General features: G+C 65.2%; 26 protein-coding genes, 1 tRNA gene, 1 other RNA gene and 1 pseudogene. 11 read left to right on the top strand and 18 right to left on the bottom strand.

Annotated features, from left to right (window positions below; translation table 11 throughout):
• Position 1: 1 nt before the first annotated feature.
• Both HWX32_RS11190 and HWX32_RS11185 read left to right on the top strand, forming a co-directional pair.
• Positions 2-754: pseudogene (locus tag HWX32_RS11190) on the top strand (lysostaphin resistance A-like protein); the annotation flags it as partial.
• A 240-nt stretch (positions 755-994) separates the two neighbouring features.
• Complete coding sequence (locus tag HWX32_RS11185; RefSeq protein WP_303049140.1) at positions 995-1,936, top strand: TDT family transporter; 942 nt, start codon at positions 995-997, stop codon at positions 1,934-1,936.
• Here the strand turns inward: HWX32_RS11185 and HWX32_RS03230 are convergent.
• Positions 1,933-2,157 carry a helix-turn-helix transcriptional regulator gene (locus HWX32_RS03230; protein ID WP_121509089.1) on the bottom strand — a complete coding sequence of 75 codons (225 nt, stop codon included), beginning with the start codon at positions 2,155-2,157 and terminating at the stop codon, positions 1,933-1,935. The two genes, HWX32_RS11185 and HWX32_RS03230, sit on opposite strands and share 4 nt — an antisense overlap.
• Positions 2,144-2,686 carry a DUF2975 domain-containing protein gene (locus HWX32_RS03225; RefSeq protein WP_075468794.1) on the bottom strand — a complete coding sequence of 181 codons (543 nt, stop codon included), beginning with the start codon at positions 2,684-2,686 and terminating at the stop codon, positions 2,144-2,146. Before HWX32_RS03225 ends, HWX32_RS03230 begins: the two co-directional genes overlap by 14 nt.
• Before the next feature lie 187 nt (positions 2,687-2,873).
• Here HWX32_RS03225 and HWX32_RS03220 point away from each other — a divergent pair, with 187 nt between their 5' ends.
• Positions 2,874-3,461 (top strand): VIT1/CCC1 transporter family protein, encoded by a 588-nt coding sequence (locus tag HWX32_RS03220; RefSeq protein ID WP_082259880.1) that lies wholly within the window; start codon positions 2,874-2,876, stop codon positions 3,459-3,461.
• On the opposite strand, the gene HWX32_RS03215 is transcribed toward HWX32_RS03220, so the two are convergent.
• Together HWX32_RS03215 and HWX32_RS03210 are read right to left on the bottom strand one after the other, a co-directional pair.
• Positions 3,458-4,060: a glycoside hydrolase family 25 protein gene (locus tag HWX32_RS03215; protein WP_075468795.1), complete on the bottom strand. Its 603-nt coding sequence runs from the start codon at positions 4,058-4,060 to the stop codon at positions 3,458-3,460. The two genes, HWX32_RS03220 and HWX32_RS03215, sit on opposite strands and share 4 nt — an antisense overlap.
• Positions 4,061-4,067: 7 nt before the next feature.
• Positions 4,068-4,592: an NUDIX domain-containing protein gene (locus HWX32_RS03210; protein ID WP_175934688.1), complete on the bottom strand. Its 525-nt coding sequence runs from the start codon at positions 4,590-4,592 to the stop codon at positions 4,068-4,070.
• A 78-nt stretch (positions 4,593-4,670) separates the two neighbouring features.
• Here HWX32_RS03210 and HWX32_RS03205 point away from each other — a divergent pair, with 78 nt between their 5' ends.
• Positions 4,671-5,468 (top strand): hypothetical protein, encoded by a 798-nt coding sequence (locus HWX32_RS03205; RefSeq protein WP_175934687.1) that lies wholly within the window; start codon positions 4,671-4,673, stop codon positions 5,466-5,468.
• 25 nt (positions 5,469-5,493) lie between these two features.
• On the opposite strand, the gene HWX32_RS03200 is transcribed toward HWX32_RS03205, so the two are convergent.
• From HWX32_RS03200 to HWX32_RS03185, 4 genes are read right to left on the bottom strand one after another with little or no spacing between them, the layout of a single operon-like run.
• Positions 5,494-6,576, bottom strand: coding sequence for a S1 family peptidase (locus HWX32_RS03200; protein ID WP_254868245.1), 1,083 nt, complete (start codon positions 6,574-6,576; stop codon positions 5,494-5,496).
• Between the two features lie 9 nt (positions 6,577-6,585).
• Positions 6,586-6,750 (bottom strand): hypothetical protein, encoded by a 165-nt coding sequence (locus HWX32_RS03195; RefSeq protein WP_165603589.1) that lies wholly within the window; start codon positions 6,748-6,750, stop codon positions 6,586-6,588.
• Between the two features lie 18 nt (positions 6,751-6,768).
• Positions 6,769-8,220, bottom strand: a complete 1,452-nt coding sequence (thrC, locus tag HWX32_RS03190; protein ID WP_175934686.1) for a threonine synthase — start codon at positions 8,218-8,220, stop codon at positions 6,769-6,771.
• 26 nt (positions 8,221-8,246) lie between these two features.
• The gene (locus tag HWX32_RS03185) at positions 8,247-8,528 is read right to left on the bottom strand and encodes a hypothetical protein (RefSeq protein WP_175934685.1); all 282 of its coding nucleotides are present in this window, start codon (positions 8,526-8,528) and stop codon (positions 8,247-8,249) included.
• Positions 8,529-8,668: 140 nt separating this feature from the next.
• Between HWX32_RS03185 and HWX32_RS03180 the strand changes: the two genes are divergently transcribed.
• Complete coding sequence (locus tag HWX32_RS03180) at positions 8,669-9,763, top strand: hypothetical protein (protein ID WP_175934684.1); 1,095 nt, start codon at positions 8,669-8,671, stop codon at positions 9,761-9,763.
• A 96-nt stretch (positions 9,764-9,859) separates the two neighbouring features.
• Here the strand turns inward: HWX32_RS03180 and HWX32_RS03175 are convergent, their stop codons facing one another.
• Positions 9,860-12,916, bottom strand: a complete 3,057-nt coding sequence (locus HWX32_RS03175) for a bifunctional [glutamine synthetase] adenylyltransferase/[glutamine synthetase]-adenylyl-L-tyrosine phosphorylase (protein WP_175934683.1) — start codon at positions 12,914-12,916, stop codon at positions 9,860-9,862.
• A 3-nt stretch (positions 12,917-12,919) separates the two neighbouring features.
• Entirely contained in the window at positions 12,920-14,266 is a 1,347-nt protein-coding gene (locus HWX32_RS03170; protein ID WP_175934682.1) for a glutamine synthetase family protein, read from the bottom strand.
• Positions 14,267-14,362: 96 nt separating this feature from the next.
• On the opposite strand from HWX32_RS03170, the gene HWX32_RS03165 reads away from it, so the two are divergent.
• Entirely contained in the window at positions 14,363-15,985 is a 1,623-nt protein-coding gene (locus HWX32_RS03165) for a CYTH and CHAD domain-containing protein (protein WP_175934681.1), read from the top strand.
• 23 nt (positions 15,986-16,008) lie between these two features.
• Here HWX32_RS03165 and HWX32_RS03160 read toward each other — a convergent pair whose 3' ends face one another.
• Positions 16,009-16,215 carry a hypothetical protein gene (locus HWX32_RS03160; RefSeq protein WP_075468804.1) on the bottom strand — a complete coding sequence of 69 codons (207 nt, stop codon included), beginning with the start codon at positions 16,213-16,215 and terminating at the stop codon, positions 16,009-16,011.
• Positions 16,216-16,350: 135 nt separating this feature from the next.
• Between HWX32_RS03160 and HWX32_RS03155 the strand changes: the two genes are divergently transcribed.
• Positions 16,351-17,556, top strand: coding sequence for a galactokinase family protein (locus HWX32_RS03155; RefSeq protein ID WP_175934680.1), 1,206 nt, complete (start codon positions 16,351-16,353; stop codon positions 17,554-17,556).
• On the opposite strand, the gene HWX32_RS03150 is transcribed toward HWX32_RS03155, so the two are convergent.
• The 5 genes from HWX32_RS03150 to HWX32_RS03130 form a co-directional block, all read right to left on the bottom strand.
• Positions 17,553-18,956, bottom strand: coding sequence for an RNB domain-containing ribonuclease (locus HWX32_RS03150; RefSeq protein WP_175934679.1), 1,404 nt, complete (start codon positions 18,954-18,956; stop codon positions 17,553-17,555). The genes HWX32_RS03155 and HWX32_RS03150 overlap by 4 nt on opposite strands.
• A 26-nt stretch (positions 18,957-18,982) precedes the next feature.
• An RNA gene (gene rnpB / locus HWX32_RS03145) (RNase P RNA component class A) lies at positions 18,983-19,392 on the bottom strand.
• A gap of 81 nt (positions 19,393-19,473) precedes the next feature.
• Entirely contained in the window at positions 19,474-20,619 is a 1,146-nt protein-coding gene (locus tag HWX32_RS03140; protein WP_175934678.1) for a bifunctional RNase H/acid phosphatase, read from the bottom strand.
• A 2-nt stretch (positions 20,620-20,621) separates the two neighbouring features.
• Positions 20,622-21,320 carry a zinc ribbon domain-containing protein gene (locus HWX32_RS03135; protein ID WP_175934677.1) on the bottom strand — a complete coding sequence of 233 codons (699 nt, stop codon included), beginning with the start codon at positions 21,318-21,320 and terminating at the stop codon, positions 20,622-20,624.
• A 14-nt stretch (positions 21,321-21,334) separates the two neighbouring features.
• Positions 21,335-22,474: a Nif3-like dinuclear metal center hexameric protein gene (locus HWX32_RS03130; protein WP_175934676.1), complete on the bottom strand. Its 1,140-nt coding sequence runs from the start codon at positions 22,472-22,474 to the stop codon at positions 21,335-21,337.
• Between the two features lie 36 nt (positions 22,475-22,510).
• Between HWX32_RS03130 and HWX32_RS03125 the strand changes: the two genes are divergently transcribed.
• Genes HWX32_RS03125 through HWX32_RS03110 form a run of 4 tightly spaced genes read left to right on the top strand, consistent with a single transcriptional unit; the run spans position 22,511 to position 25,006 of the window.
• Positions 22,511-23,146 (top strand): HAD hydrolase-like protein, encoded by a 636-nt coding sequence (locus HWX32_RS03125; RefSeq protein WP_175934675.1) that lies wholly within the window; start codon positions 22,511-22,513, stop codon positions 23,144-23,146.
• Positions 23,136-23,615, top strand: coding sequence for a low molecular weight protein-tyrosine-phosphatase (locus HWX32_RS03120; RefSeq protein WP_175934674.1), 480 nt, complete (start codon positions 23,136-23,138; stop codon positions 23,613-23,615). Before HWX32_RS03125 ends, HWX32_RS03120 begins: the two co-directional genes overlap by 11 nt.
• Before the next feature lie 6 nt (positions 23,616-23,621).
• Positions 23,622-24,545 (top strand): SURF1 family protein, encoded by a 924-nt coding sequence (locus HWX32_RS03115; RefSeq protein WP_175934673.1) that lies wholly within the window; start codon positions 23,622-23,624, stop codon positions 24,543-24,545.
• A gap of 29 nt (positions 24,546-24,574) precedes the next feature.
• Positions 24,575-25,006 carry a hypothetical protein gene (locus HWX32_RS03110; RefSeq protein ID WP_175934672.1) on the top strand — a complete coding sequence of 144 codons (432 nt, stop codon included), beginning with the start codon at positions 24,575-24,577 and terminating at the stop codon, positions 25,004-25,006.
• 103 nt (positions 25,007-25,109) lie between these two features.
• Here the strand turns inward: HWX32_RS03110 and HWX32_RS03105 are convergent.
• Positions 25,110-25,182 (bottom strand) — tRNA-Val (locus tag HWX32_RS03105).
• 65 nt (positions 25,183-25,247) lie between these two features.
• Entirely contained in the window at positions 25,248-25,652 is a 405-nt protein-coding gene (locus tag HWX32_RS11180) for a DUF3052 domain-containing protein (RefSeq protein ID WP_075468814.1), read from the bottom strand.
• Positions 25,653-25,701: the final 49 nt, after the last annotated feature.

Genomic DNA, 25,701 nt, shown 5'->3' with positions numbered 1-25,701 from the left:
CATGGGGGATGTGGAGCGGAAAAGCAGAGCACACCCCTATCATCTTTTAGGTCGCTGGCACCGCCTGCCAACTTCGAATGTTGAGTGCGCGGGAGGAGCGACCCCGGCACGGCCCCGATGGTGGCGCCCCCTTCTCGAACTGCTTCTTGCACTCGTATTGCTGGTGACGCTCACCGGTGCGGCTACGGGAGCGTTCTTTCTTCTGGAGAAAGTCGTCCACCCATCGCCGAGTGCGTTCGAGCCGTTCGAGTTTGCGAACCACCCCTACCTCGCAGTCGTCACCTTTATCGGGTGGGTGGCGGCGCTGCCTGCGGGGTTTCTTGCCGCGCGCATTACCGGCCGCGACCCGAGAGCATTGTGGTCCGTGGAACTGCGGTTCCGGTGGGGTTACTTCCTGATCGCGCTCGTGCCCGCACTGCTCTTTCTTGGCGCAGAGGGCATTTACGCCATTGCACTTTCGGATTGGGAGAAGGCCACTTTCGAACCTCTCAACGTTGCGGCTCTCGCGGTGATTGTGGCGTTAGCTCCGCTGCAATCATTGTCTGAGGAACTTTTCTTCCGGGGTTCGCTGGTGCAGATATCGGGCCAGTGGTTTTCCTCGGCCTGGGTCGCTTACCTTTTACCGCTACTGTTCTTCCTTTCCGGCCACCACTACGGCTGGCAAGGCATGGTGAGCGTGACCGTCTTCGCGGTCTGCGCGTCATTCCTGACTCACGTCACCGGCGGAATCGAGGCGGCTGCGGCGATTCACGCTGTGGGCAACACGTTCGCCTACGCCCCGGATGCGTTTGGAGTAGACGGGGTGGACCTTGCAACCGCTTCCTCCAAGGACCTGGCGGTGTCGGTGGTGATGACCTTGGCCACCACCGTCGCTGTGTTCGTAGTGCTCAGGCGTCGCACGCGCCTGTCAGGGTCCCCGTGCGAACGCCTGCGCAGACTGGACTGTGGTAAGCCGCCCATCACTCAGGCGCCCATAGGGATTACGATAAGCCGGGTGACCGACAAATACCGCGAGTTGCCCCCGCCCGGCCCTGCGTGGGGCGGAAGCCTCATGGGTACCTCCATCGTCGCCAGATTGCTGGTGGAAGAAGACATGATGTTCGCCTCGGGCATCTTCGTCGCCATCGCCTGCGTCATCTTCGCTGTGCTGGTCACAGGTTTTCTGCGCCACCGGCACCCTAGTTTCGAGCAGGCGACAATGGCTGAGTGGTCGATGTTCTTCATCGGCATCCTCGCACTGGGCGCGGCACTATCGGGGCTGACAGACAATGGGATGTTCCGCCTCGTCGCGTTTTGGGTTGGCGGGCCCGCGACTGTGGTGACCTGGGCGATCCAGCTGACTCGCTTCCAAGGGGATCCGAAGTTCACGTGGGGGCTGCCACTGGTCGGGCCGATGATTTCGGCATCAGTAGCCGGATGGTGCGCCCGCGAGTACGGCCAGCTGTACCTCGTGCTGGGCACCGCACTCTTTGCGATGTCGCTGCTTACCGCCGTGCCAGTGTTCATCTACGTGTACTGGGCAACGTGGCGGGGGCGGGGTGATTTGAGTGGCGCGAAATCAGCGACCGCATGGGTGCCGTTAGGCGTGGTTGGCCAGTCCACCACCGCCCTTCAGGTGCTCTATCCCAGCGCCTACTCCGTCTACTACGGGCTCACCGCTCTAGTCATCGCGATCCCGCTCGCCATCTTCGCGATGTTCACCTTCTACCCCAACGTTGCAAAGTGGGTGGACTACTCCCCCGCCTGGTGGGCGTGCACGTTCCCACCCGGCACGATCAGCATGGGTGGCCACCAAGTCGCGTTGGTCAACGGCTCGGAGTGGCTTGATTTCGTTGCCTTGACCATCCCTGTGCTCCTTATCATCCACTGGGCACTGTGCTCGGGCCGGTTCGTGGGTTGGGTCATAGAGGGGCGCAAGGAAACGTCGATAAGCTAGTGCTCGACTGAGAACACGTCACCGGGCTGGCAGTCGAGTGCCTGGCAGATCGCGGCGAGGGTGGAAAAACGCACTGCTTTTGCGCGGTTGTTTTTCAGCACCGATAGATTCACGGGCGTAATGCCAACCTCCTGCGCGAGGGCGGCGCCGGTGATGCCGCGTTGCGCCATCAGCCGGTCGAGGTGGCATACAACCTGAGGTTCAGAATCAGACGAGGCCATCGACATCCTCCTCGAGCTTCGCGCCGCGGCGCAGAATAGTGGCGAACGCGCTGACGGAGATGGCGAAGAGCATCGCCGGAGCGAACTCCGAAAGGGGCGTGCCAGCGCCAACGATGTCCCACCAGCCGTCGATACCGAGCTCGGACGCGACCATGTTGTTACCCAATCCCTCGAAGGCGAGGCGGAAGATCACAAACGCGAAGACTGCGCAGGCGCTAACGGTGAGACGTTTCGCGTTGAGTTCGGTGAACACGGCACCGCGGGACATGTCTGTAAGCGCGCGGCTAAGCAACAGCGTTGCGAGGAGCAAGCACACGTACTTGCCGCCGAGGCCGATAGCGTAGAGCCACTGCGCCCCCTGAGGAATGTCCGCGAAGACGATGTCGCCCTCGACCGCGGGAGACAAGCGCGTGATCACGATGCCCCGTGAGAGCATCGTGAAGATTTCGGGGAGGAACCACAGGAACACAACGGCGATCCCGGCTGCGTCCAACTTCGAGATTACGGTGCGGTCTTTTTCGGTTGTCATGATCCGTTCCTTTCTCAAGTTCAACCTTGAAAGATTCCCTATCGACTATCGATATTCTCGCATTTCGATATTATCGCAACTCGATAGGTCCTGAAAGGGAGGGTCACCTAAGGAAAACAAGGCTGACCTTTGCAAACGTAGCCTTGGTTTCCTTGTGCAATTTAATTACCGTCAGCATCATGGGGGCATGACTGAGACGATAAGCACCCCGATCCCTGAGACCATTCCGGAACCCGGCAAACGCTCAGCGGACACTGAAGCGGGCACCGGCGAGAAGTTGAACCGGCTCAGGGCAGGCGTACTCGGTGCCAACGACGGCATCGTCTCCACCGCCGCTGTCGTCGTCGGTGTAGCGGGTGCGACCACGGATTCCCGCGCGATTGCGATGTCGGGACTCGCCGCGGTTGTGGGCGGCGCGGTGTCGATGGCGCTCGGCGAGTACGTCTCCGTGTCTTCCCAGCGCGATTCCGAGCGGGTCATGGGATACGCCGAACACGAGCAGGTCAACCCGTGGTCGGCGGCGATCGCGTCGTTTCTATCGTTCCTGCTCGGCGCGGTCCTCCCCTTCGCCGCGGCCTTGCTCGCCCCCACAACGTGGCGGGTTCCAGTCATCTTCGCGGTGACCCTGATCGCGCTCGCACTCACCGGAACGCTTTCCGCGAAGCTTGGCGACGCCCCCGTCGGCCGCGCCGTCATGCGCATCCTCGTCGGCGGCACCCTCGCGCTGGCGGCAACGTTCGCGGTGGGCTCACTGTTCGGAGCAACGACCACCTAGATCGCCAAATTCAGGTCCACCTCTACCCCGCCAATGCGCCCCCGGGAGGTGAACTGCCACAGGGCGGGCTCGGGAAACCCGAGGGGCCGGGGCCAGGTAGTCGGCAGCTCCGGGGATGCCGCGAGATCCACCGTTGGGTTCGTGCCCCAATCGGCGAGCCACAGGTTGCCGAACTGTGCCGGGTCGGCCATACGCAAGCCACCCAAACCGCTGCGCATGTGGCGGCGCCAGTACGAGGCGGTGGTGTAGATACCCGCGACCTCCACTCCCGCGGAGAGGAAGGCGGCATGGCACGCGCGCACATCTTCGAGCGAGAGGCCGGCGCGGGATTCGACGTCGATCCACATAGGGAACCGGAGGCCGTCGAGAAGCGAGAGCGCGGCGGTAACCTGCTCGGTGACGGTGGTGCCTTCAGAGGGAGCTCGGAGGTAGTGATAGGTGGACACGTCGAGGCCGGCACGCGTGGCGTCGATAAGCAATTGCTCGAAGGCAGTGTCCTGGTAGGTGCCGTCGGTGGTGCGCAGGATGGCGAAATCGAGCGGCGCGGCCGAGAAGTCGAAACCGGCCTGGTGCTCGGAAACGTCGATGCCTACACGCACAACGTCCTCACCGCTTACGCAGCCCCATGCGTGGGGCGAAGCTTTGCGGGTGGCGGCGCTGCGCTGCGGCATCCGCGATGACCAGACGCCACTTCGGGTCTGTCACCGGCATCTGGGAGATCGGGAACCAACCGACATCTACGGACTCATCGTCGCCGACCACCGGTTCCGCCTGCGGGTCGACCGCCTCGCAGCGGATTTGCACCGACATGTAACTGGCCACATCCCCATTGCCGTGCGTCACCGGCCCCACCGAGCCGACGCCCAGAATCGCCGCAGGCTCCACCCGCACACCAGTTTCTTCCAGCACCTCGCGCACCGCGGTGTCGTGCGCTTCCTCCCCCGGGTCCGCGATGCCGGTCACCGGAGTCCACTGGCCGTTATCCGCACGTTTAACTAGCAGCACCTCCGGCACAGCCCACGCGGACTTCGAGTTTGTGTCGCGCAGTACTACGGCGCACACGCTGGGGATCCACATCGGGTCCGTGCCGATCTTTTTTCGCATCTGCACGATGAAATCCGGGATAGGCATTGGCGCATCCTTTCGTCGATATCTGCGGGTGTGCAGCACACCGGAAACTGAGTGTAGTTGGACTAGACTGCACAGCTTATGAGCACCCTCTACCGCGCCCCCGAGGAGCCGGCGCAGCCGGACATCCCGACGCCTGCCCGCCAGCGGTCGGTGCGACGGACGTGGTTGCAGCGCATCCCAACCCCGGCGTTCGTGGCCGGGTACGGGGCGCTGGTGGTTGCGGCTGCGGTCCTGGGCGGGGCACTGGTGAGCTACTCCGGGTCAACGGAGGCGCAGACGCTGAAGCTGGAACAGCCGCGTCGCCCGTTCAACTCGGCACCGGCGGATGCGAGCAATGTGGCCGCGAGCGTGCGCCCCCACCTCATCGAAAACGCCGAGGTGGGCGCCACTGAAACCGGGGTAAAGCTGCGCGGCGACATCGCTGAGGGCGTGGAGTATATGCCGGAGGAGTTCGCGGGCCACGTCTCCCGCCTGCTGGATCAGAACTGCCTGGACACAGCGACCCTCGAGGGCAAAGAGGGCATGCGGCTGAACTTTTGGGGCTTTTGCTTCTCGACGATTCCCCCGACCACCATTCAGGAATTAATGGAACTCGGAGTGGAAGAGCACGCGGATTCCGTCGCGTTTGTTAACTTCCCCCAGCGCAACAACCGCCACGAAGCCCAGGTGAACTGGATGGACGTGGGCGGCACCAAGAAGCTCGACGCACTGGTGAAGTCGTGGCGGAAGGTGGAACTACCGGATGATGTCGACCACCTCACCCTCACCGCCTATGGCGACGAGGAGGTCGTGATGATGGAAAAGGACCGCCGCAGCGGCAACACCATTCAGCGCGGCCCGACCGGCGAGGCATTCCGCGAGCGCTGGGGGCTCTAGGCCCGCGTTGTCGGCTGGGGCCGACCTACCAGCGCTGCGGCACCCATTGCGCGTCCGGGACGGCGTGGCTGATTACCGCCATGAGCTGCTCCACGTTTGAATAGCTCATCAGCTTCGGGTTCTCCATCCCCTCGAAGCACTCCTCACCGGAGCGCCCGGCCTCGGTGCCGGAGACCACCCCGATGATGGTGGCGCGGCCGTTCACCTCGGTGAATACCGGCCCGCCCGAGTCGCCGGAGGCGGCGCACACCGACGCAATATCGCCAAACGTTTCCTGCTCCTGGTCGGTGTTGAGGTTAACTATCTGCACCCGCTGGGTGTCCTCGAATTTACCGCAGGTGTAGCCGGTGGTTGCGCCGGTCTTGCACACCCGCTCCACCGGCCCGATGCCGTCGGCAATACCGGTAGGAATCGGCGAGCCGATGACCTCCATGTAGCGCTGCGTGTCGGTGATCTCGATGATGCCCACATCCACGCCATTCGTCTCCGGCGGGCCCTCGGAATACAGCCCGGAGAAGACGAAGTGCCCCACCTCTTGGGCGTAATCCACCGCGGTTGTGGCGTTGGTGGGCCAAACCAGGTCCCCTTCCCGGCCGCAGTGACCCGCAGTTACGGCGTACGCGCGCCCGTCGGCGCCGGTGAATGAGAAGGCAGCCGTGCAGGACTGCGCGGTAAACTGCTCACCCGGTGCGGGGTGGTGGTCTGTGGACTGGATCTTCGTGCCCGGAGCCCAAGGGGCAAACGCCGGCGCAAGAACATTCGTGGCGTCGGCGGGAGGTGGCGCCTCGCCAGGTACACCACCGGGGGCGTCCCCGGGGGTTTGCACCTCTTCGAGCGCCTCGCGCTGCTCCACCGTGCCCGTGGGCACCTGGGAGGTGTGCAGGCCGAGCCACACCACCATCGCCACGAGGCACAGGGTGGCGATGATAAGTGTGATCCACCCGCCGAGCCTTAAACCGCCGCCGGCGGGTGCGGCGGCGTGCGCTGGGCCTGGCGCGGGGTACGTGTTGCTTTCCGGGAACGCCCACTGCTGGCCGTGCTCCGGCTGATACTTGCGCACCCCGCCTGGGCTGTCAACCGAATGCGGGGTGTTACTGCTTGAGGTCACCCGAGGTGCCTACTCCCCGTTCGCTTGTGGGGTCTCGCCGGCGTCATCGGCCTCGTCTTGGAAGAACTTGTCACCCTTCTTCGCTTCTTCGGCCTTGATCTTCATGTCCCGGATGAACTTCTCCGGGTCGAACTCGGTGTAGTGCTCCGGGCCCGCGAATTGTTCCTGTGCCATGACTCTCGCACCCTTCCCTTACACGTCGGTGTTGTCAATCGCCTCGGCGATGAACTGCTTGACCTTCTCGGCATCGTTCGGCATGTCCGTCACGTGGCGGTCCGCCTCCATGATTCCTGCGAAACGCTCCGGGATCTCCGGGGCCTCGCCGAGGGCTTCCACGATGGTATCGGAGAACTTCACCGGCAGCGCCGTCTCCAGCACCACGATGGGGCTTTCCACCTCGCCTGCCAGGTTCTGCGCCACCTGGATACCGTCGGCCGTGTGCGGGTCGACCAGCACGTCGTATTCGTCCTTGATTCGCTTGATGGTCTCAACACGGTTCTGGTGCGTGGAAGAACCGGAGAGGAACCCGAACTCGTCCCTAATTCGCTCCATCACCTCGGCGCCACCAAGCTCGTCGAGGGAGAACCCGCCTTGCTTCACCTTGTTACCGAAGAGGTCGGCGGTAGTGCGGCCGTCGCGAAGCACTGCGTCGAAAATCATGCGCTCGAAATTCGACGCCTTGGAGATGTCCATCGACGGCGATGACGTCGCATGCGTTTCCGCCGCAGAGCGCGGACGGTAGTCGCCATCGCGGAAAAACTCGTCCAGCACGTCGTTTTCGTTCGTGGCAACGATGAGCTTGTCAATCGGCAGACCCATCTGCTTCGCAACGTGGCCTGCGCAAATGTCGCCGAAGTTGCCTGTGGGCACGGAGAACGACACCAGCTCGTCGTTCGTTTCGGTGACCTTCAGGTAGGAGGAAATGTAGTAGACCACCTGCGCCAGAAGGCGGGCCCAGTTGATGGAGTTCACCGCGCCGATGGAGTATTTCGCTTTGAACGCCGGGTCGGAGTTGACCTCCTTGACAATGTCCTGGCAGTCGTCAAATACGCCGTCCAGGGCGATGTTGAAAATGTTCGGGTCGTCGAGGCCGAACATCTGCGCCTGCTGGAACGGGGTCATGCGCCCCGCCGGGGTGAGCATGAACACGCGGATGTTGTCGCGCCCGCGCATCGCGTACTCGGCGGACGAGCCCGTATCACCGGAGGTTGCGCCCAGGATGTTGATCTCCTCGCCGCGGCGGCCCAGCTCATACTCGAAGAGTTCGCCGAGCAGCTGCATCGCCATATCTTTGAACGCGGCGGTGGGGCCTTCGGAAAGGTGCGCGATATAGAGAGCGTCGTTGAGCTTGGTCACCGGCACGATCTTTTCGTCGGCGAAAACGGGCGTGCGGTACGCCCGTGCGGCGATCGCCTCAAGGTCGGCCTCCGGAATGTCGTCGACGAAGAGCTTCAGCACCTCGGCGGTAAGCGCGGCATACCCTTTAGTGTCGATAAGCTCGCGCCACTGCGAAAGAGTTTCGCTGCTGATCGTCGGGTACACCGCGGGCATGAACAGTCCGCCATCCGGGGAAAGCCCCATAAGCAGGATGTCCGTGAAGGTGTATGCGCTGGCGGAGCTGTCTCGCGTCGAAATGTAATCCACGGCGAATGAGTCTACGGCACGCGCCGCTACTTCCGCGGCGGTTCTTGCCGCCCGGTGAGGATGTCCACCACGGAGCGGATCGCCGCATCCCCAAGCGGCGGCAGCGTGCTGGCGGGGTCGCGTCGCTCACCCGTCTGCGTGGGTGCGGCAGGTGTGCGCTGCTCCGGCTCGACGCGGATGCCCAGCGTCGTGTCCTCTAGCTCAAGGGCAGCTGTGGGCTCGACGCCCGCCACGCGCGCCGCGTCCACGAGCGCAACAAGGTCGGAATAGGTTGCTTCTGCAAGGTCGATGGTGATGTGTACGGCCATGCCCCAAAGCATATTGCTTATCGACGCCTCCCGGCCCCCACCCCGCACGGGTACCACTCCCCGCGGACCCGGGCGCGGCGAAAAGGCGCATTGTAATATCTTTTTCGATTCCAAACACTCACCCGATTGAGAGGTTCGAAATGACAACACCGGGATCCAACGCGGGCTCCACCCCGGAGCCAGAGAACGCGGGCAGCAACAGCCAGGGGGCGGGCGCGCCACAGCCGCAGCAGCCACAGCAGCCGCAGCAGCCGCAGGGCTGGTCGCAGCCGCAGTCGCAGGGTTGGGGGCAGCCGCAGTCGCAGGGTTGGGGGCAGCCGCAAGGCCAGGGCCAGCGGGGCCAGCAGCCGCAGCAGGGCTGGACTCAGTCCTCTACCCCATCCAGCTCAACGAAGCAGAGCATCGACTGGACCGTGTGGTTCTATGGCGGGCTGCTCCTGCTCACGTTCCTCACCAGCTTCCTGCGTGTACGCAGCGTGACAGAGCGCACCGAGGGCGTCGGCTCTATCGGATTCAGCCTGAACTGGTGGGGCAAGGCCAAGGTGCACGGCAGCGGTCTGGGTTCTTGGATTGAGGCGTACCTGCCCCCCGAGGTCACTCGTTCCATCGGCAACACCGCCACTGAGTTCGTGGTGCTGACCGTTGTCGTGCTCGCGCTGCTCGGTGTGGCCACGTACTTCGCATTTTCATCGAAGATGCGCGAAGCCGCGCTGCTGGGCACAATCGCCGCTGGCGTGCAGCTGCTCTACGTCATCTACGCAGCCTTCGCGTTCGACACCCTGGCCTCCATCGGCCTCGGATTTGGCTGGTGGGTCTGGCTGCTCATCGCCCTCGCTGGCCTGGCCATCTCCGTGATGATGCTGACGAAGGGTAAGCAGGGCGTCGAAGCCCAGTTCAACTCCGCTCGCCAAGGCGCACAGAACCGCATTGAGCAGCAGAAGGCCGAACGGGCCCAGAAGGCGCAGCAGGCGCAGCAGAATGAGCAGGCTCAGCAGCAGAATCAGGGCCAGTGGGGCCAGCAGCCGCCGCAGCCGCAGCAGCAACCTCAGAACCCTCAGCAGGGTTGGGCGCAGCCGCTGCAGAACCAGGGCCAGTGGGGCCAGCCCCAGCAGCAGTCGCAGCAGGGCTGGGCACAGCCCGGCCAGCCGGCCCAGCCGCAACCGCAGCAGAACCCTCAGCAGGGTGCCGGTGATACCGACGCCGGCTCGACCGGCGAGGATAAACAGCCGAAGTAAACACTGTGCGGGGCTGGGTGGGTCCCCGCACATCCACTGCGCCACTGCGCGGTAGCGAGGCCGCGCCACAGCACTCCAGCGCAGCGAACAACGCTGCTAGTCGAACTCGCGGGTGGGTTCCTCGCCCCAGAACACCGCCTCCACCACGCGGTGCGCACGGCGTGTGATCCGCAGGTAGTCCTCCAAGAACTCTTGCTGGTCGTCCGGGTCGTATCCGGCGGATCCGGCGACCTGCGCCAACTGCGGGCCCGGCGCGGGCAGTTGGTCGGTACGCTTACCCGTCACCAACACAATCGCGTTGCGAGCGCGGGTGGCGGTGAGCCAGGCGGTGCGCAGCGTACGGGCGTCCTCAGCGCGCAGGACCTCTACGTCGCTGAGTTCGGCGAGGTAGTCCAGTGCATCCAGCGTGGAAGGGGTCCGCAACTCGGGGTGCGAGTGGGCGTGCAGCATTTGGAGGAGCTGCACTGTCCACTCCACATCGGCGAGTGCGCCGCGGCCGAGCTTCGTGTGAGTCGCGCGATCCGCGTTGCGGGGCAAGCGCTCGTCGTCCACGCGGGCTTTGATGCGGCGCACTTCCCGGATATCGGATGGTTTCGCGCCGCCGTCCGGGTAGCGGAAGCCGTCGATAGCCTCGATGAACTGCGCACCGACCTCGCGGTCGCCCGCGATCGTGGTTGCGCGAAGTAGCGCCTGGCGCTCCCACACCTCGCCCCATTCGCGGTAGTAGCGCTCGTAGGAGGAAACGGTGCGCACCACTGCGCCGCTGCGCCCCTCCGGGCGCAGGCCCAGGTCCACCTCCAACGGCGGGTCGCTGGAAGGTTTGGACAGGCGGCCCCGCATCTGGTCGACGATTTTGCCCGCCCAGGCAAGGGCCTCATCTTCTTTGCCGCCATCATCATCCGCGGTGGGTTGGGCCACCACCATCACATCGGCGTCTGAGCCGTACCCCAGCTCCGCACCGCCCAGGCGGCCCATACCGATGACAGCGATGCGCGCCGGTGCCTCCTTAGCCCCACTAGCAGCGAGATCGGCCTGGATCTCGGCATTCAACGCAGCCTCAAGCACCGCCTCCCACACGTAGGTCAGCTCGAGACAAACCTGGCGCGGCTCCATGAGCCCCAGCAGGTCCGCCGAAGCGATGCGGGCGAGCTCCGCGCGACGCAGCGAACGCGCCACCGACACAGCCTTGTCTGGGTTCTCCTGGTGGCGCTTCGCAGAGGCGACGATCGCCTTGTACACCTGGTCCGGTTTCGGCTCCACCAAGCGCGGGCCGTTGGAACCGTCGCCAAGCAGCTTCACCGCCTCGGGCGCAGAGATGATCAGGTCAGACGCGTACGGCGAGGTACCGAGGATGTGCATGAGGCGCTGGGAGGCAATGCCTTCGTCGCGAAGCATGCGCAGGAACCAGCTGCGATCCACCGCCGCTTCGGACAGCTTGCGGTAGTTCAGCAGCCCCTGGCCCGGGTCCGCGGTATCGGCGAGCCAATGCATGAGACTGGGAAGCAGGATGGCCTGCAGCTTCGCCTTGCGCGAAGTGCCCTTCACCAACGCCGAGAGGTGGTCGTAGGCGCGCGCCGGGTGGCGGTAGCCAAGTGCGGCTAGCTGCGCCTTGATCGCATCCGCCGACAGCGACGCCTCACCAACCGACATGTCCGCCACGGAGGCGAGCAGTGGGCGGTAGAAAAGGCGCTCGTGCAGGTTAGACACTTCGTTGCGCACGCCCTTGAGCTGGCGCTGCATGCCGTCTGCGGCGGTGCCGCGAGAATCGGCGGTGAAACCTGCGGTGCGGGCGAGCCAGCGGTTGCGCTTCTCGTCGTCAGGCTCCGGCAATTGGTGGGTGCGCTTGAAGCGTTGCAGTTGCAGGCGGTGCTCGAGCAGGCGCAGGAACTCATAGGCGTCGGTGAGTGCCCGGGTGTCCTCGCGGCCCACATACCCAGCGGAGGCCAACGCCTGCAGCGCCTCGAGGGTGTTTCGCTGCCGCAGCGAGTCGTCGATACGCCCGTGCACGAGCTGGAGCAGCTGGACGGCGAACTCCACGTCGCGAAGGCCCCCGGGGCCGAGCTTCAACTCGCGGTGGCGCATATCTGCGGGCACGTTCTCTAGCACCCGCCGGCGCATGGCCTGCACGTCCTCCACGAAGGAATCGCGCTGGGAGGCCTCCCACACTAACGGCGCGAGCTTTTCGGAGTACGCCTGGCCAAGCTCCATATCGCCCGTCATCGGCCGCGCTTTGAGCAACGCCTGGAACTCCCACGTCTCAGCCCAGCGCTTGTAGTACCTCACGTGCGAATCCAGCGTGCGGGTGAGCGCACCTGAGCTGCCTTCGGGGCGCAGGTTGGCGTCCACGTCGAAGAAGCAGGCGGAGCCGATGCGCATCATCTCGCTCGCCGTGCGTGTGATTTTCGGGGTCACGGGCTCAGACACGAAGATGACGTCCACGTCAGAGATGTAGTTCAGCTCGCCCGCGCCGCATTTGCCCATGGCGATCACGGCGAGCTTCGCGTCCACTTCGTCGTCGCCGTAGACCTCGCGCACCGCCACCGCGAGCGCCGCGGTAAGCGCCGCATCCGCCAGCGCGGTGAGCCGCTCGGTGGTGTAGGCATAGCCCATCGCCTCACCCTCGCCGTGTCCTTTGACCGCGGCGAATGTACCGGCGAGGTCAGCAGCAGCGATGCGCATCATCACATCACGGTGCGTGGAGCGGAGCTTATGCTTTGCGACGGTAGCGTCCGCGCACTCCTGCCCCGCCCTATACAACCCGGGGCCATCGCATGACGCGGGCGCAGCCCCATCGAACGCCGGTACTGCCCCGACGCAGGAGAGCATCTCGGCGTACATCTCCCCCGGCGCTGGCACCTCCTGGGTAAGCAGCCGCCAGTTCTTCGGGTTGGCCACCAGGTGGTCCGAGAGCGCTGTCGAGCCGCCCAGTAGCGCGAAGAGGCGGGTGCGAAACACCGGGGTTGCCAGCAATTCTTCGCGCAGCTCTTCCCACTCGCTCTCCAGGGCGCCGGCAAGACGGTGCACATTGTTCAGTGCGAGGTCCGGATCCCCGGCGCCGGCGAGGGTGTACAGCAGCGCGTTGTCATCAAACCCAAGTTGCTCGAGGTCTTCTGCGGCGCGAGGGGAGGTCAGGCCGAGTTTCGCGGGCTTCATCGTCTACAGGTCCAAACCGTTTTCTACTTCCCAGGGGGTGATCTGGGAGGTGTATTCGTGCCATTCGTCCCACTTGCGCCGCAGGAAGAACTCGAAGACTTGCTCGCCGAGCACCTCCGCCATGAATTCGGAGCGCTCCAGGTGGCGCAACGCCTGATCGAGCGAGCCCGGCAGATCGCGGTACCCCATAGCGCGGCGTTCCCGGCGGGTGAGCGCAAACACGTCGTCGCGCGCAGGCTCGTCCAGCTCGTATCCGCCCTCGATGCCCTTCAGCCCCGCGGCGAGCACCGCCGCAAACGCGAAATAGGGGTTGCACGCCGAATCCAGGGAGCGCACCTCCACCCGGCGCGACTCCGCCTTGTGCAGGCGGTAGGTGGGCACGCGCACCATCGCCGAGCGGTTTGAGATGCCCCAGGTGGCTGCGGTTGGCGCTTCGGAACCAAACTGGAGGCGTTTGTAGGAGTTCACCCACTGGTTGGTCACCGCGGAGATCTCGCCTGCGTGCTCGATGATGCCCGCGACGAACTGGCGGCCGGTCTTGGACAAACTGATCTCGTCGTCCGGGTCGTGGAACGCGTTCGTGTCGCCTTCGAACAGGGAGAAGTGGGTGTGCATCGCCGAACCGTCCAGGTCCGGGAACGGCTTCGGCATGAATGTGGCGTGCACGCCGTTCATTTCCGCGATGGTTTTCACTACGTAGCGGAAGGTGACAATGTTGTCCGCCATCGTCAGCGCGTCAGTGTGGCGCAGGTCGATCTCTTGCTGCCCCGGTGAGCCCTCGTGGTGGGAGAACTCAGTGACAATACCCATGTACTCCAGTGCGCTCACCGCATGGCGTCGCAGCTTCGGCGCCTCGTTGCGCTTCGCCTGGTCGAAGTAGCCGCCCTTATCCGCGGGCACAGGTAGCTCGCCCTCGCCGCCAGGTTTGACCACATAGAACTCGATCTCCGGACTCGCCACGAACTCGAACCCCATGTCGCGCGCCACGCTGAGCTGGCGGCGCAGCACCTCGCGCGGGTCGGCGTAGAGGGGATCGCCGTCCGGCATGGTGATGTCGCAGAACATCCGCGCGGTCTGAATCCCGGAGTTCTCATCGAACGGCAGGGGCTGATACGTCGACGGATCTGGGCGCAAGAGCGTGTCGGATTCGGAGACGCGAGAGAAGCCCTCGATCGAAGAACCGTCGAACCCGACGCCTTCCTCGAATGCGCTCTCCAGTTCCGCCGGCGACATCATGACCGTTTTCAGCGAACCGAAGATGTCGGTGAACCACAGCCGGATGAAAGCGATGTCCTGCTGCTCCACCAATCGCAGCACGTTGTCCGTTTGAGCGTCGGAATGCGAGATCATGCACCTCACTCTAGCGGGCGCCGCGACGCCAAAAAGGCGTGCTGCTGGTCACGGTAGACTCGCCGGTAGTGATGAATTAGAGGAGGAACGTTCACCATGGCTGATTCCAAGCCCGAGAATTTCCTGGAAGTTGAAGTCAAGCTGGCCGTCGACGAGGGCACCGGCATTCCGGACCTCAAGCAGCTGCCGATCGTGGAGCGCATCGTGTCCACCGAGAAGCAGAAGTTGTCGGCGATTTACTACGACACCGCAGATCTGCGGCTCACCCGCTCAAAGATCACGCTGCGTCGCCGCACAGGCGGTAACGACGAGGGCTGGCACATGAAGATTCCGCTGGAGAACGGCCGTCGCGAAATGCGCGTCCCGCTCGAGGACCCGACGGTGGTGCCCGAAACGCTTATCGCTGCTGTGCGCGCGATCGTGCGCAACGAGCCGCTGGTGCCGATTGCGCAGGTGGACAACCGTCGCGTGGAGATCACGCTCGGCGACGCGCAGGACACCCCGGTCGCCGAATTCTGCGACGACCACGTCACCGCCTGGTCGTTGCTTCCCGGCGGCCAGCGCACGAGTTGGCGCGAGTGGGAGCTTGAGCTTGGCGACGCGTACGCGGGCACTGAGGAAGGCGACCGCCTGATCAACCAGGCCACGAGCTTTTTGATCTCGGCGGGTGCCCGCAAATCCTCCTCGCCGTCTAAGTTGTCCACCGCGTTGGGCGACTCGGTGCGCAATGCTCCCCTGCCCCCGCACTTGGAGGCGGAGCGTGCGGCGGCAAAAAAGGATGAGGATTCGCCAGCGGCAGCCGTCGTCAAGGCGTTGCGCACTCAGCGCGACGCAATGGTGGCGTGGGAGCCCAGGGTGCGCGACGACGAGTTCGATTCCGTGCACCAGTTGCGTGTGGCCACGCGCGAGATGCGCTCGCTGCTGGAGACGTTCGAGGGCATTTTGGAAGGCGAGCAGCTCGAGCACCTCCAGGCGGAGCTGAAGTACACCGCCGCGGTGCTCGGCGAGGCGCGCGACGCTGAGGTGGTGGAGGAGCGCTTCACCGACCTGCTCGAGATGGACGAGTCCGGGCTCATCGATGCCACCGCACAGGGCCATATCGCCGGCGACATGCGCCGGGAGTACAACGACGCCCACGCGCGGATTGTGGAGATGCTCGATTCGGAGCGCTTCATGCAGCTTCTCGACGATATCGACGCGCTTTTGGCCGACCCACCCGTCGCCGGCGACGGAGATAATGATGAGGTTGGCGACGAAGACGAAGGTGACGAGGACGAGAAGCCCGAATCGAAGGACGTGCTCTACGACCACCTGAAGCGCGGCTACAAAAAACTGAAGAAGCGCCACGACAAGGTCGACGAGCACTACAACGACACCGACCTGCCGCTACACGAGCGGGAAAACTACGTCCACGACGTGCGCAAAGCCGCGAAGAAACTGCGCTACTCTGCTGTCGCGGCACAGGGCGCAGGTCTGAAGTCGGGTCGGCTTGCCAAGGCGTGCAAGGCGCTACAGTCGCAGCTCGGCGACTTCCAGGACGCGGTGACCTCACGCGACCGCATCGAGCGTCTCGCAGCGGAGGCGCGCGAGCGCGGCGAGGACACGTTCTCCTACGGCATGCTCTACCAGCGCGAGCTGGACCGCGGGCAGCGTGCCCTCGACGGCTACGACGAGACGATCCGCGAGGTGAAGAAGGCCTTCAAGAAGGTCAAGCCGTAGATCCAGCCGGGGTGAGCTGAGAGTTACTTCTCCCAGTCAGCGGGCTCGCCCCAGTTGTCGTCTGCCTCATCCGCGGCGTCGGCGCGCTTGGTGCGCTGCGCCGCGATTTGTAGGGCCTGCTCGGCCTCCTCGCGGGTGTCGTAGGGGCCCATACGGTTATCCCAGGCGGCCTCCTTGCCCTGGGTGACTTCGCCGTTGGAGGGGTTGTAGTAGAACTTCTCGTCGGCCACGGTGTTGTCCTTTCTGCGGGAAATTTTTCTTTGTCCAACCCTACCGACGCGGTTGGTAGGGTGGGGCGCGTCACGGCCCCGCACGGGCCAACCCCCGGTTTGGAATTACCGGCTGAAGAAGAAGGGCGAAGATCCATGGCACGTTACGTCGCACCTGACACCGCGCCCGTTGAGCGCGCCCGCGAAGCACACCGGGCACGCACCGGCGCCGACCCGAAGCGCGTGGCCTCTGCCCCGGGGACTTGGGTGCTCATCGGAGAAAACGTCGATCACTTCGGCGGTGTCACGCTCGCAGGCACAGCTAGCCTGCGCGCGGCAGCGGCCTTCAGCGAACGCGACGACGATGTGATTTCCATCGCGGCGACCAGTTCGCTCGGCGATACCTTCGAAGCGCAGACGACGTTGGCTGAGCTTTCGGACAGCACCCCGCAGGACCCGCTGGCGCGTCGCTGGGCAGGCCTGGTGCAAACCCTCATCCAACGCCAATTGCTCTCGCGCGACACCGCAGGCCTGGATATCACGATCGCTGGCGACGTCCCACTCGGCGCGGGCCTCGGGGCGCTCTACGCCTGCGACTGCGCGATCGCGCTCGCACTCGCTGGTGGCAGCGACGAGGTAGACACGGCGCCGTTTCGCACCCGCCTGGCCGAGGTGTGTTCCCACGCCGTGGCCACGTACTCCTCTCTCGCACTACTGCGCGCCCGGCACACGGTGGCATTGCGTGGTGGCGAGCAGATTTCCGTGGTGGATTACGCTGACGGCTCGCTCACCCAAGCCCCGTCCCCATCGCGTCACGGGGTGCGGGTGTTCTCCCTGGCGACCGAGCTGGGCAGGCCGCACGACCGTCAAAAGGAAGCGATCGCAGCGCGGCGCGACTTCATCGACGCGGCGGCAGCGAATTTCGGCGTCACGTCCCTGCGCCAGCTGCCCGAGAACGTCGAGCGCGTGGTGCAGTGGGTCAACGCCCGCTCCGAAGCAGGCGATGAGACCGCACCTGAGGCGGACGTGGCGCGCAGCTGGGTGCAGTTCTGCGAAACGGAAACGCTGCGCTCGCTCGCTGCCGCGAAGGCGCTGCGTTCCAGGCGCGGCAACGAACTGTTCACGCTTTTGAATTCGCCGTCGGAGCAGCACGACCTCGAAACCCCGGACGCGCTGGTGGCCCTGGCGCGTGAGCGAGGTGCGCAGGCAGCGCGCCCTGCTGCAACGGGCACCTCCGACGCAGTGATCGCCTTCGTCCCCCTAGACGCCGCGGACGACTTCGCTGAACGCATGGCTGCGGAGTTCGAAGTGGTCGAAGTACTGCCCGGTGAGGTGGCCCGAGTAGACGAGGCAGCCCCTTAGTCAGCTGGCCACGCGAACCCCACCTCGCGCGCACCGGGATTGGCCTTAATGAGGGAGAACTTCGTTTCGTGGCCTTCCTCTGGCGTGCCCAGCGACTGAGCGAGCACCGGAGGGTCCACCACGAAGATGCGGGCGCGCTCCTCGTTCGTTTTCAGTGTCACGCCGTCGAAGTTGTGCCCCACCCACGGCTCCAGCACGGTGGCCTCGGTGAGGTGCAGGCAGGCCTTCTCCACGGAGCTCGCCAGCTGGGATGACCTGCCCATCGTCTTGATCACGCGCGGCGCTTCCGCGCGCACCCACTCCGGGACCGGGTCGCCGGAGCAGATGGAAAGGCACACCTCGGTGGCGTAGCGGTCGATGAGTCGGCGCAGTGGCGCGGTGACGTGCGAGTAATACCCGCCGATGCCCGCGTGCACCTCTGGATGCTTTTCTTCCAGGTCGACGTAACCGGAGCCTCGCAACAGCTTCTGCGCTTCTCGCATCACTGCCATACCGCGCGGGGTGTCCGCGTCCACGCCTGCGAGGAATTCTCCGATTTCGCCTGTCACCTCGAAGCCGAGGTTGCGTGCCTCGCGGCGGAACTCGGCCTCTGCGGCTTCGTCGGCAGGCCCAAGCGTGCGCAGGAACCCCACACCCGCGTCAACCATCATTCGGCCCGCAACCATGCCTGTGAGCAGCGAAATTTCGGAGTTGTAGTCCATCGCCGGGTGCCGCGGCTCGATCATCAGCTCGAAGTGCCCGGCCTCATCGCCCACCACACGCACGGACGGCAGGCGTAGGTTGATGGCTTTGCGTCTTAACGACGATCGCTGCCGCAGCTTGCCTACCTCTGGCAGCAGCTCGATCGAGGGGTGCGGACGCCCTGCTTCGAAGTCCTCCTGCACCCCGTCGTAGTCCAGGCGTGCCACCGAGTGCACCAGCGCACGCTCAACGTGTGCGTCTCGGGCCTCGGCCGCGGAGTCCAGGTGGAACGTCCACAAAACGGCGGGCCTGTCGACGTCGGGAAGCAGCGATGCGGATCCTTCGGACAGCTCCGCCGGGTGCAGGCGCGCAGGCTCGTCCGGCAGATAGATGGTTTGGCCACGCTCGAGCGACTCCTCGCGCACCCGGCCTTGCGGTTCCACGAACGCGGCCACGTCGGCGATGGCGTAGCGCACCACGTAGCCGCCGTTACCAGCATCGCCACCGTCACCACGCTCAATATGCACCGCCTGGTCTAAGTCCATGGAACCCGCCGGATCGATGGTGACAAACGGGATGTCCCGGGCGTCGCGACGCTGCCCCGCAAACCTATCCTCCAGCTCTGCAGCCTCCTGGTGCACGGCGGCGTTAAAGCCGCGGGGCACGCTGAACTCGCGGGCGATGTCGCTGAAATCCAGGGGCGCGGCGTAGAGCTTCATGAATGCCCATCGTGCCAAATTTAGGGCGAATGAGTCGGCCTATGAGCCGGATTCTGTGCCCCGTCTCCGGGGCGGCGACCATCCATCTGGACCGTGCGTTGCCGCGCGGCCTCGAGCAGCTACCTTCGGACATGGGCGGGCAGCCTCATCGCGTCCGACGATCCCTGCCACTTACGGCAGGGATTCTTGCCTTGCTCCCGGTGGGGTTTACCTGGCCACACGTGTCACCACGCATGCCGGTGCGCTCTTACCGCACCCTTTCACCCTTACCCCCGGCCGAAACCGGTGGCGGTCTACTTTCTGTTGCACTTTCCCGCGGATCGCTCCGGGTTGCTGTTAGCAACCACCGTGCCCTGTGGAGTCCGGACTTTCCTCGACGCGCGCCTGCCCGCATTCGCGGGTGGTTCGCATACGCCGCGGTCACCCGGCCAGCTCATTCGCGTGTATAAGTGTACGCGTACTAGGGACCTAGCTGCGTGTAGGTAGCCGGGTTTGGGGAAGAACTCCCCAGCGCGCCCTACACCCGGTGGTGCGCCACGTCGTTGAAGCAGCGCACCACCCCGTAGTCGCCGTAAAACTCCACCACGGTGATGCTGGCAAGGTCGAGGAAGAAGTGCTGCAGGCTCTCCGCGTTAGAGCCGAGCGCCTGGCGCACCACCGACTTGATCGGCATCATGTGCGTGACCACCAGCACCGTTTTGCCTTCGTAGCGTTCCTGCAGCTTGAGGCGCGCGCGGGTGACGCGTCGGTGGAAGCTGGTGATGGATTCGCCCTCCGGCGGGGCGTTGTTCGGCGAGCTCTGCCAGTGGTCGAAAGCGTCCGGGTCCTTGGCAATTGCTTCGTCGCGGGTGAGCCCTTCGAATGCGCCGAAGTCGATCTCGCGGAAGTCCTCCACCGTGTCGAAGGTTTCGAAGCCGAGCGCATCGGTCGCGGCCTGCGCGGTTTGCTGCGCGCGCCGACGCGGGGAGGCCACGATAGCGTCGATACCCGCGAACTGCGTCAGTGCCTCGGCCGCGCGCGCTGCCTGCTGCTTGCCGGTTTCGGTGAGCTCCGGATCGGAGGACCCGGAAAACCGCATGTCTTTCGAGTGCTCGGTTTGTCCGTGTCGCAGCAGCACGAACCGGGTGCGGGGCCCTTCGGCCCAGGGCGCCTTCCGCGAGGTCTCTTTCGTGGGCTTGGCTTGCTTATCGACGCCTGCCGGTGCCACCTCTGCCCCCTTCACAACCCCGGTGCCTTCCACGATTCCTGGTGCATCCCCTCGGGCGGCGGCGTCCATCGCGACGTTAGACAGTTCGTCGGCCTTTTTGTTCTTCGCGCGCGGCACCCAGGTGTAGGTGACGTTTCCGAACTCGCCGGCGAGCTTGCGCGCTTCGACTGCGAGCTTTTGCATGTCCGGGTGCTTGATCTTCCAGCGCCCCGTCATCTGCTCGACCACGAGCTTGGAGTCCATGTGCACGTCCACCTCGGTGGCGCCTAAGTCGCGGGCGGCCTCGAGGCCCCGAATGAGGCCGTGGTACTCGGCGACGTTGTTTGAGGCCTTCTTGCCCACCACGTAGGCGACTTCGGCGAGGGTGTCCCCGTGCTCGTCGTAAAGCACTGCGCCCGAGCCGGCGACACCCGGATTGCCGCGCGAGCCACCATCGCAATACAGCTCAACCCGCATTTTTACTGCTCCGTCGGATTCATGGCCGGGTTCACGCGCACGAGCAAGGTGCCGCAGTTCGGGCAGTTGGGCAGCTCGTCTTCCGCCGCGGCGAGCACCTCCTGGCGCTCCGCCGGGGGCAGCTGAATGAAGCACGAGTTGCAGGTGCGGCCGTTGAAACGCGCGACGCCGATGTCGTCGTAGGCCTCGAGTACATCTTCCGGCAGCTTGGCGCGCAGTGCCTCTGTGTCCACCGTCTCTTCCTCCGGCAGCGCAGCAGCCGCCCGGCGCGCCGCCTCAACCTTGCGCTCGATGTCGTCCACGCGGGCGGCGTGCACGTCGCGGTTGTTGCGCAGCGCCTTGACCTCCCCCATCGCCTCTTTCAGCTCGGAGAGCAGGTCGGCGATGCGGGACTTCGCTGCGTAGCGGTCGTGCTCTAAGTCTTTGCGGCGCTCCGGGTCGGTCTCCGCACCGAGCTGGCGCTTGTCGTCCATCTCACGGCGCTTCAGCTTGCGCTCGTCTTCCTGGATACGCAGGATTTCCAGCTCCATGTCGTCTACCGCGAGCTGGGCGGCGGAGGAGGCGGAGATGAGGCGCTCGCGCTCGTCGAGAAGCTTTTGCAACTCTTTTTCCTCGGGTCGTGCGGATTTCGGCTGGCCGGCGGCGCGCTCGGTCTCGGCGAGCTGCAGGAGGACGGGCTGCAAGTCTGGCTGCAGGTGCATAAGTGGTGGCTCCTTTAGCGTTCTGGACGGTCCGGGTGCGCCGAAACCGTCCACGGGTCAGTGCGGATTTCAACGATCTCCGTTGCTACATCTAGACCCGCCACGATACCCGCCGCCTGACGGGTGAAGGGAAACTCGCTGGCCCAGTGCGCGGTGTCCACCACCGCCGGTCCGCCTGCCCGCAGGTGTTCGTCCACCGGGTGGTGGCGCAGGTCGGAGGTGACATAGACGTCGACGCCGAGCTTCGCCACATCGTCCAAGAAGCTGTCGCCCGCGCCGGAGGACACAGCCACCTTTTGCACCATCTGCTCCGGGTCGCCGGCGGCGCGCACGCCCCACACCGTCTCCGGCAGGTTGTCCGCCACTTGCTGGGTGAACTCACGCAGGGTCATCGGCTCCGGCAGCTCGCCTATACGCCCCAGGCCCGTGGCCTGCGAGAGGTCCTCGGTGTCTTCCAGCTGCACCACGTCGAATGCAGGCTCTTCGTAGGGGTGGTTGGCGCGGAGCACGTCGATAAGCGTGCGGCGCAACCTCGTCGGCGCGACGAACTCCACCCGCGTCTCCGCGGCCGTGAAGTGCTCGCCCACCTGCCCGTCGGTGGGGTCGGCGCCGTCGAGCGGAGTGAACTCGCCCGTGCCGTCGATGGAGAACGCGCACTCGCTGTAGTCCCCGATCGCGCCGGCCCCCGACTCGAACAGCGCGAGCTTCAGGCGGCGGGTGTCCTGCGGGGGCACGTGCACACCCCACTTATCGGTGCCACCCAGGGTGACCGGCTTAATCGGGCGGCCCGGGGTAATACCCACCAGCTCAGCGAGGATGTCGGAGACGCCCGGGCGCGCGGAATCCGCGTTCGTGTGCGCGGCGAACAGTGCGCAGCCGCCGGAGATGAGCGTGTGCACCACCTTGCCCTTCGGGGTGTTCGCGGCCACCGAGTGCACCCCGCGCAGCAGCAGCGGGTGGTGCACCACGAGCATCTGGGCACCACACGCCACCGCCGCTTCCGCCACAGCCTGCGTGCAATCCAGCGCAAACGCGACCTTGCCCACCTGCGCCTCCGGGTCCCCGCAGATCAAACCCACGTGGTCCCAACTCTCGGCGAGCTGGGGCGGGTAGGCGGCTTCGAGCTTCTCCACGACATCTTTGACTTGAACCATGGCACCCAGCCTACAAATTTGGAATGGTGGGGAGGCGTGACTACCACCCTGCTTCTCGACGTCGACGGCACCATCATCGACTCATTCCCCGGCATCCGCGAAGGATTCCTCATCGGCCTTGGCGAAGTGGGCTGGGACGTGCCCGACGAGGAATTCATCCGGCGCATCCCCGGGCCACCCATGCGCGAGACAATGCACACCCTCGGCATGGACGAGCCGACAGTCGAGCGCGCCATGCGCGCCTACTCCGACTACATGTCGGACGAGGGTTGGCAACGCTTCACCGTCTTCGAGGGCATGGGCGAGCTGATGGAGCATTTCGCGCTTGACGACGGCTTCGCGGTGTGCACCGCAACCAGCAAAAGCGAGCACTTCACTCGCCTGGCGCTTCAGCGCGCCGGTTTGCTCGACTACGTCGACTTTCTGGGGGCGGCGTCCAACGACGGTGTGCGTTCCAAAAAGGTGGACGTGATCCGCTACGTGCTCGAAGGCTTCGCCCCCGAGCGACCGATTATGGTGGGCGACCGGAAGCACGACTTTGAGGGCGCCGCCACTTTCGACCTTCCCGCGGTAGCCGTCACCTGGGGCTACGGCGCTGCCGAGGAATGGGACCTCGCCCGATTCCGGGCCTCGAACGCCACCGAGCTGGAAAGGATTATCCGTGAGTACTAACTCGCTGCACATCGATTTCGTCTGCACCGGCAACATCTGCCGCTCCCCGATGGCCGAGGTGATCGTGCGCTCCCGCCTCGAAGACGCTGGCCTGCGCGACCAAGTGCGCGTGACGTCCTCCGGCATCGGCGGCTGGCACGTAGGCAACAAGGCGGACGAGCGCGCCCGCGCGGAACTTGCCGCACACGGCTACGACGGGGAAGCTCACCGCGCGGCGCAGTTCGGCGGCGACCGCTTCGACGCGGACCTCATCGTGGCGTTAGACACCAACCACGTCTCGGAGCTGGTGGCCCGGGGCGTCGACGAGGACAAAGTGCGCCTCATCCGTTCGTTCGACCCCGCCGCTGAGGAGGGCGCGGGCGTGGCGGACCCCTACTACGGCGGCCCGGAGGGCTTCACCGTAACGCGCGAGCAGATTGAGTCCGCTGCTGACGGCATTATTGCCTGGGTTCGCGAGCAGCTAAACTAGCCCGGTGTGACGAAGAAGCGCAGCGGTTTCAGGCAGTTTCTCACCCCCGGGTGGGTTATCGCGGCGATTCTCATCGGCGTCTTCTCCTACTACGCCTTCACCTTCCTCGCCCCGTGGCAGCTGGGCAAGAACGAGGCGCTGGTGGAGCGCAACGAGCACATCACCGAGGCGTTCGACAACGCCCCGCGCCCCATCGGCGACGTACTGCGCCCCGACGGCACGCTCGCGCCCGAGGACGAGTGGTCGCGGGTAGCCGCCACCGGCAGATATTCGGACGAAGACGTGCTTCTGCGCATGCGCCCGGTGGACCGCAACCCGGCGTTCCAGGTGCTCACCCCGTTCGCGCTGGATTCCGGCGCGACGATCCTGGTCAACCGCGGCTGGGTGCCTGCCGTCGACGGCACGAAGGTGCCCGACATCACCCCCGCCCCCACCGGCGACGTGACCATTACGGGGCTCATGCTTGCCGACGAGGGCGTCCACCCCTCCGCGCCACTCCACGAGCAGGGCTACGAGATGGTCTACTCCATCAGCCCCGGCCAGGTCGGCGACCTGCTTGGCCAAGACCTGGTCTCCCCTTACCTGCAGCTGCTCTCAGGCGAACCGGGCGAACTCGCCGCGATCCCGCTGCCCCAGCTCGAAACGGGAAACCACCTCTCCTACGGCCTGCAATGGATCCTCTTCGGCATCGCCGCGCCCGCCGGCCTGATCTACTTCATCTTCGCCGAGCAGCGCGAGCGTCGCCGCTTCGCCGAGGAGCAGGAGCAATTGCTTGCCGACGCCACCGCGTCCCCCGCCGGGCCCCCTCCCGAGGACGCGGACGCGGAGGGGCAGGTGGACGTCGTCAAGCAAACTGCTCCCCGGCAACGCTACGGTTCCTCGCGCGCCAACCCGTGGGCGAAGGCCTACGATAAGGAGCGAGAACGCTAAGCCGCACCGCGACGAAGGGGAGTTACGCCATGGCCTACAACCGCGACCTCGCACCGGACCCGAACAGGGTGCGCGAAATCCTAGACGTACTGGTCACCGCGGGTGTCGAGCTCGCCCCAGACGTGGAGCCGGACGATGTGGAAGACGCCATCGCCGACGACCCCACCGCGTTCCCCGACCGGCCCTTCGGCTCACTGCTTACGCTTCGCGACCCCGAAGGCGAAGAGCTGTTTACCCTCATGTCGCCGTACACCGACCTAGAAGCGCGCGCCGCGAAAGCCGCACACGCCGCCGGGCAAAACCTGTGGGAGCTGGCTGTAGTGCCGGACCACTCTGGGGCGAAGACCGGGTCCGCCCGCGTGCGCTTCGGGGAATGGGATGTGGCGGACGTGGACTTCGACAGCGATTCACCGGTGTTTGAACTGGGCATCCTCGCGGCGATCGAAGCGCGGGTGTTGTAGTTCCCTTTTTGCTCGCGCGGCTTCGGGATCCCCCAGGTCAGCGCGACCGAACCAGCGAAGCAAACAACCCCTCCCCGGTTGGGCCGGGAAAGGGTTGTGGTAGTGCGCCATGACGGGCTCGAACCGCCGACCTACTGGGTGTAAACCAGTTGCTCTTCCAGCTGAGCTAACGGCGCGCTTCGGAAAGAGTAACAAACTGCACGCGCTAGACCCAAAACCGGGGCGCTCACCACGCAGACATTTAGCGCTTTGGACTGGTCAGGCAGGATCCCTGCCACCCGCCGAAACGGTCCGCCTTGGTTTGCACGAAGCCAGCGAGCTGCGCCGACTCGGAGATCTCGCCCGGGTGGATGCCGCCGGGCTTGTCCGCGCGCGGGGTGAGCAGCCAGATGCGCCCCTGCCCGCCAAGGTTGCGGGAAGCGTCGACGAGCTCGTCTACCAAGTCACCATCGCCGTCACGGAACCAAAGGAGGACGGTGTCGCAGGGTTCTTGCGCGTCTTCGTCGAGAAGCTCGGCGCCGATGGCGTCCTCGATTGCCTCCGAAATTGCGGAGTCGGCGTCTTCATCCCAGCCGATTTCCTGCACGACATCATCGGGGCTCACGCCGAGTCGGTCGGCGTAGGTGTCCACTCCTGTGGCACTCAAGTCTCTCCATCCTCCAAGAAAGTAAACGTGTTTTCGGGCGGCGTGCCAG

This window comes from Corynebacterium sp. Marseille-P4321 (genome assembly GCF_903645305.1).
GTDB lineage: Bacteria > Actinomycetota > Actinomycetes > Mycobacteriales > Mycobacteriaceae > Corynebacterium.
This window is presented reverse-complemented; position numbering and strand designations above follow the sequence as displayed.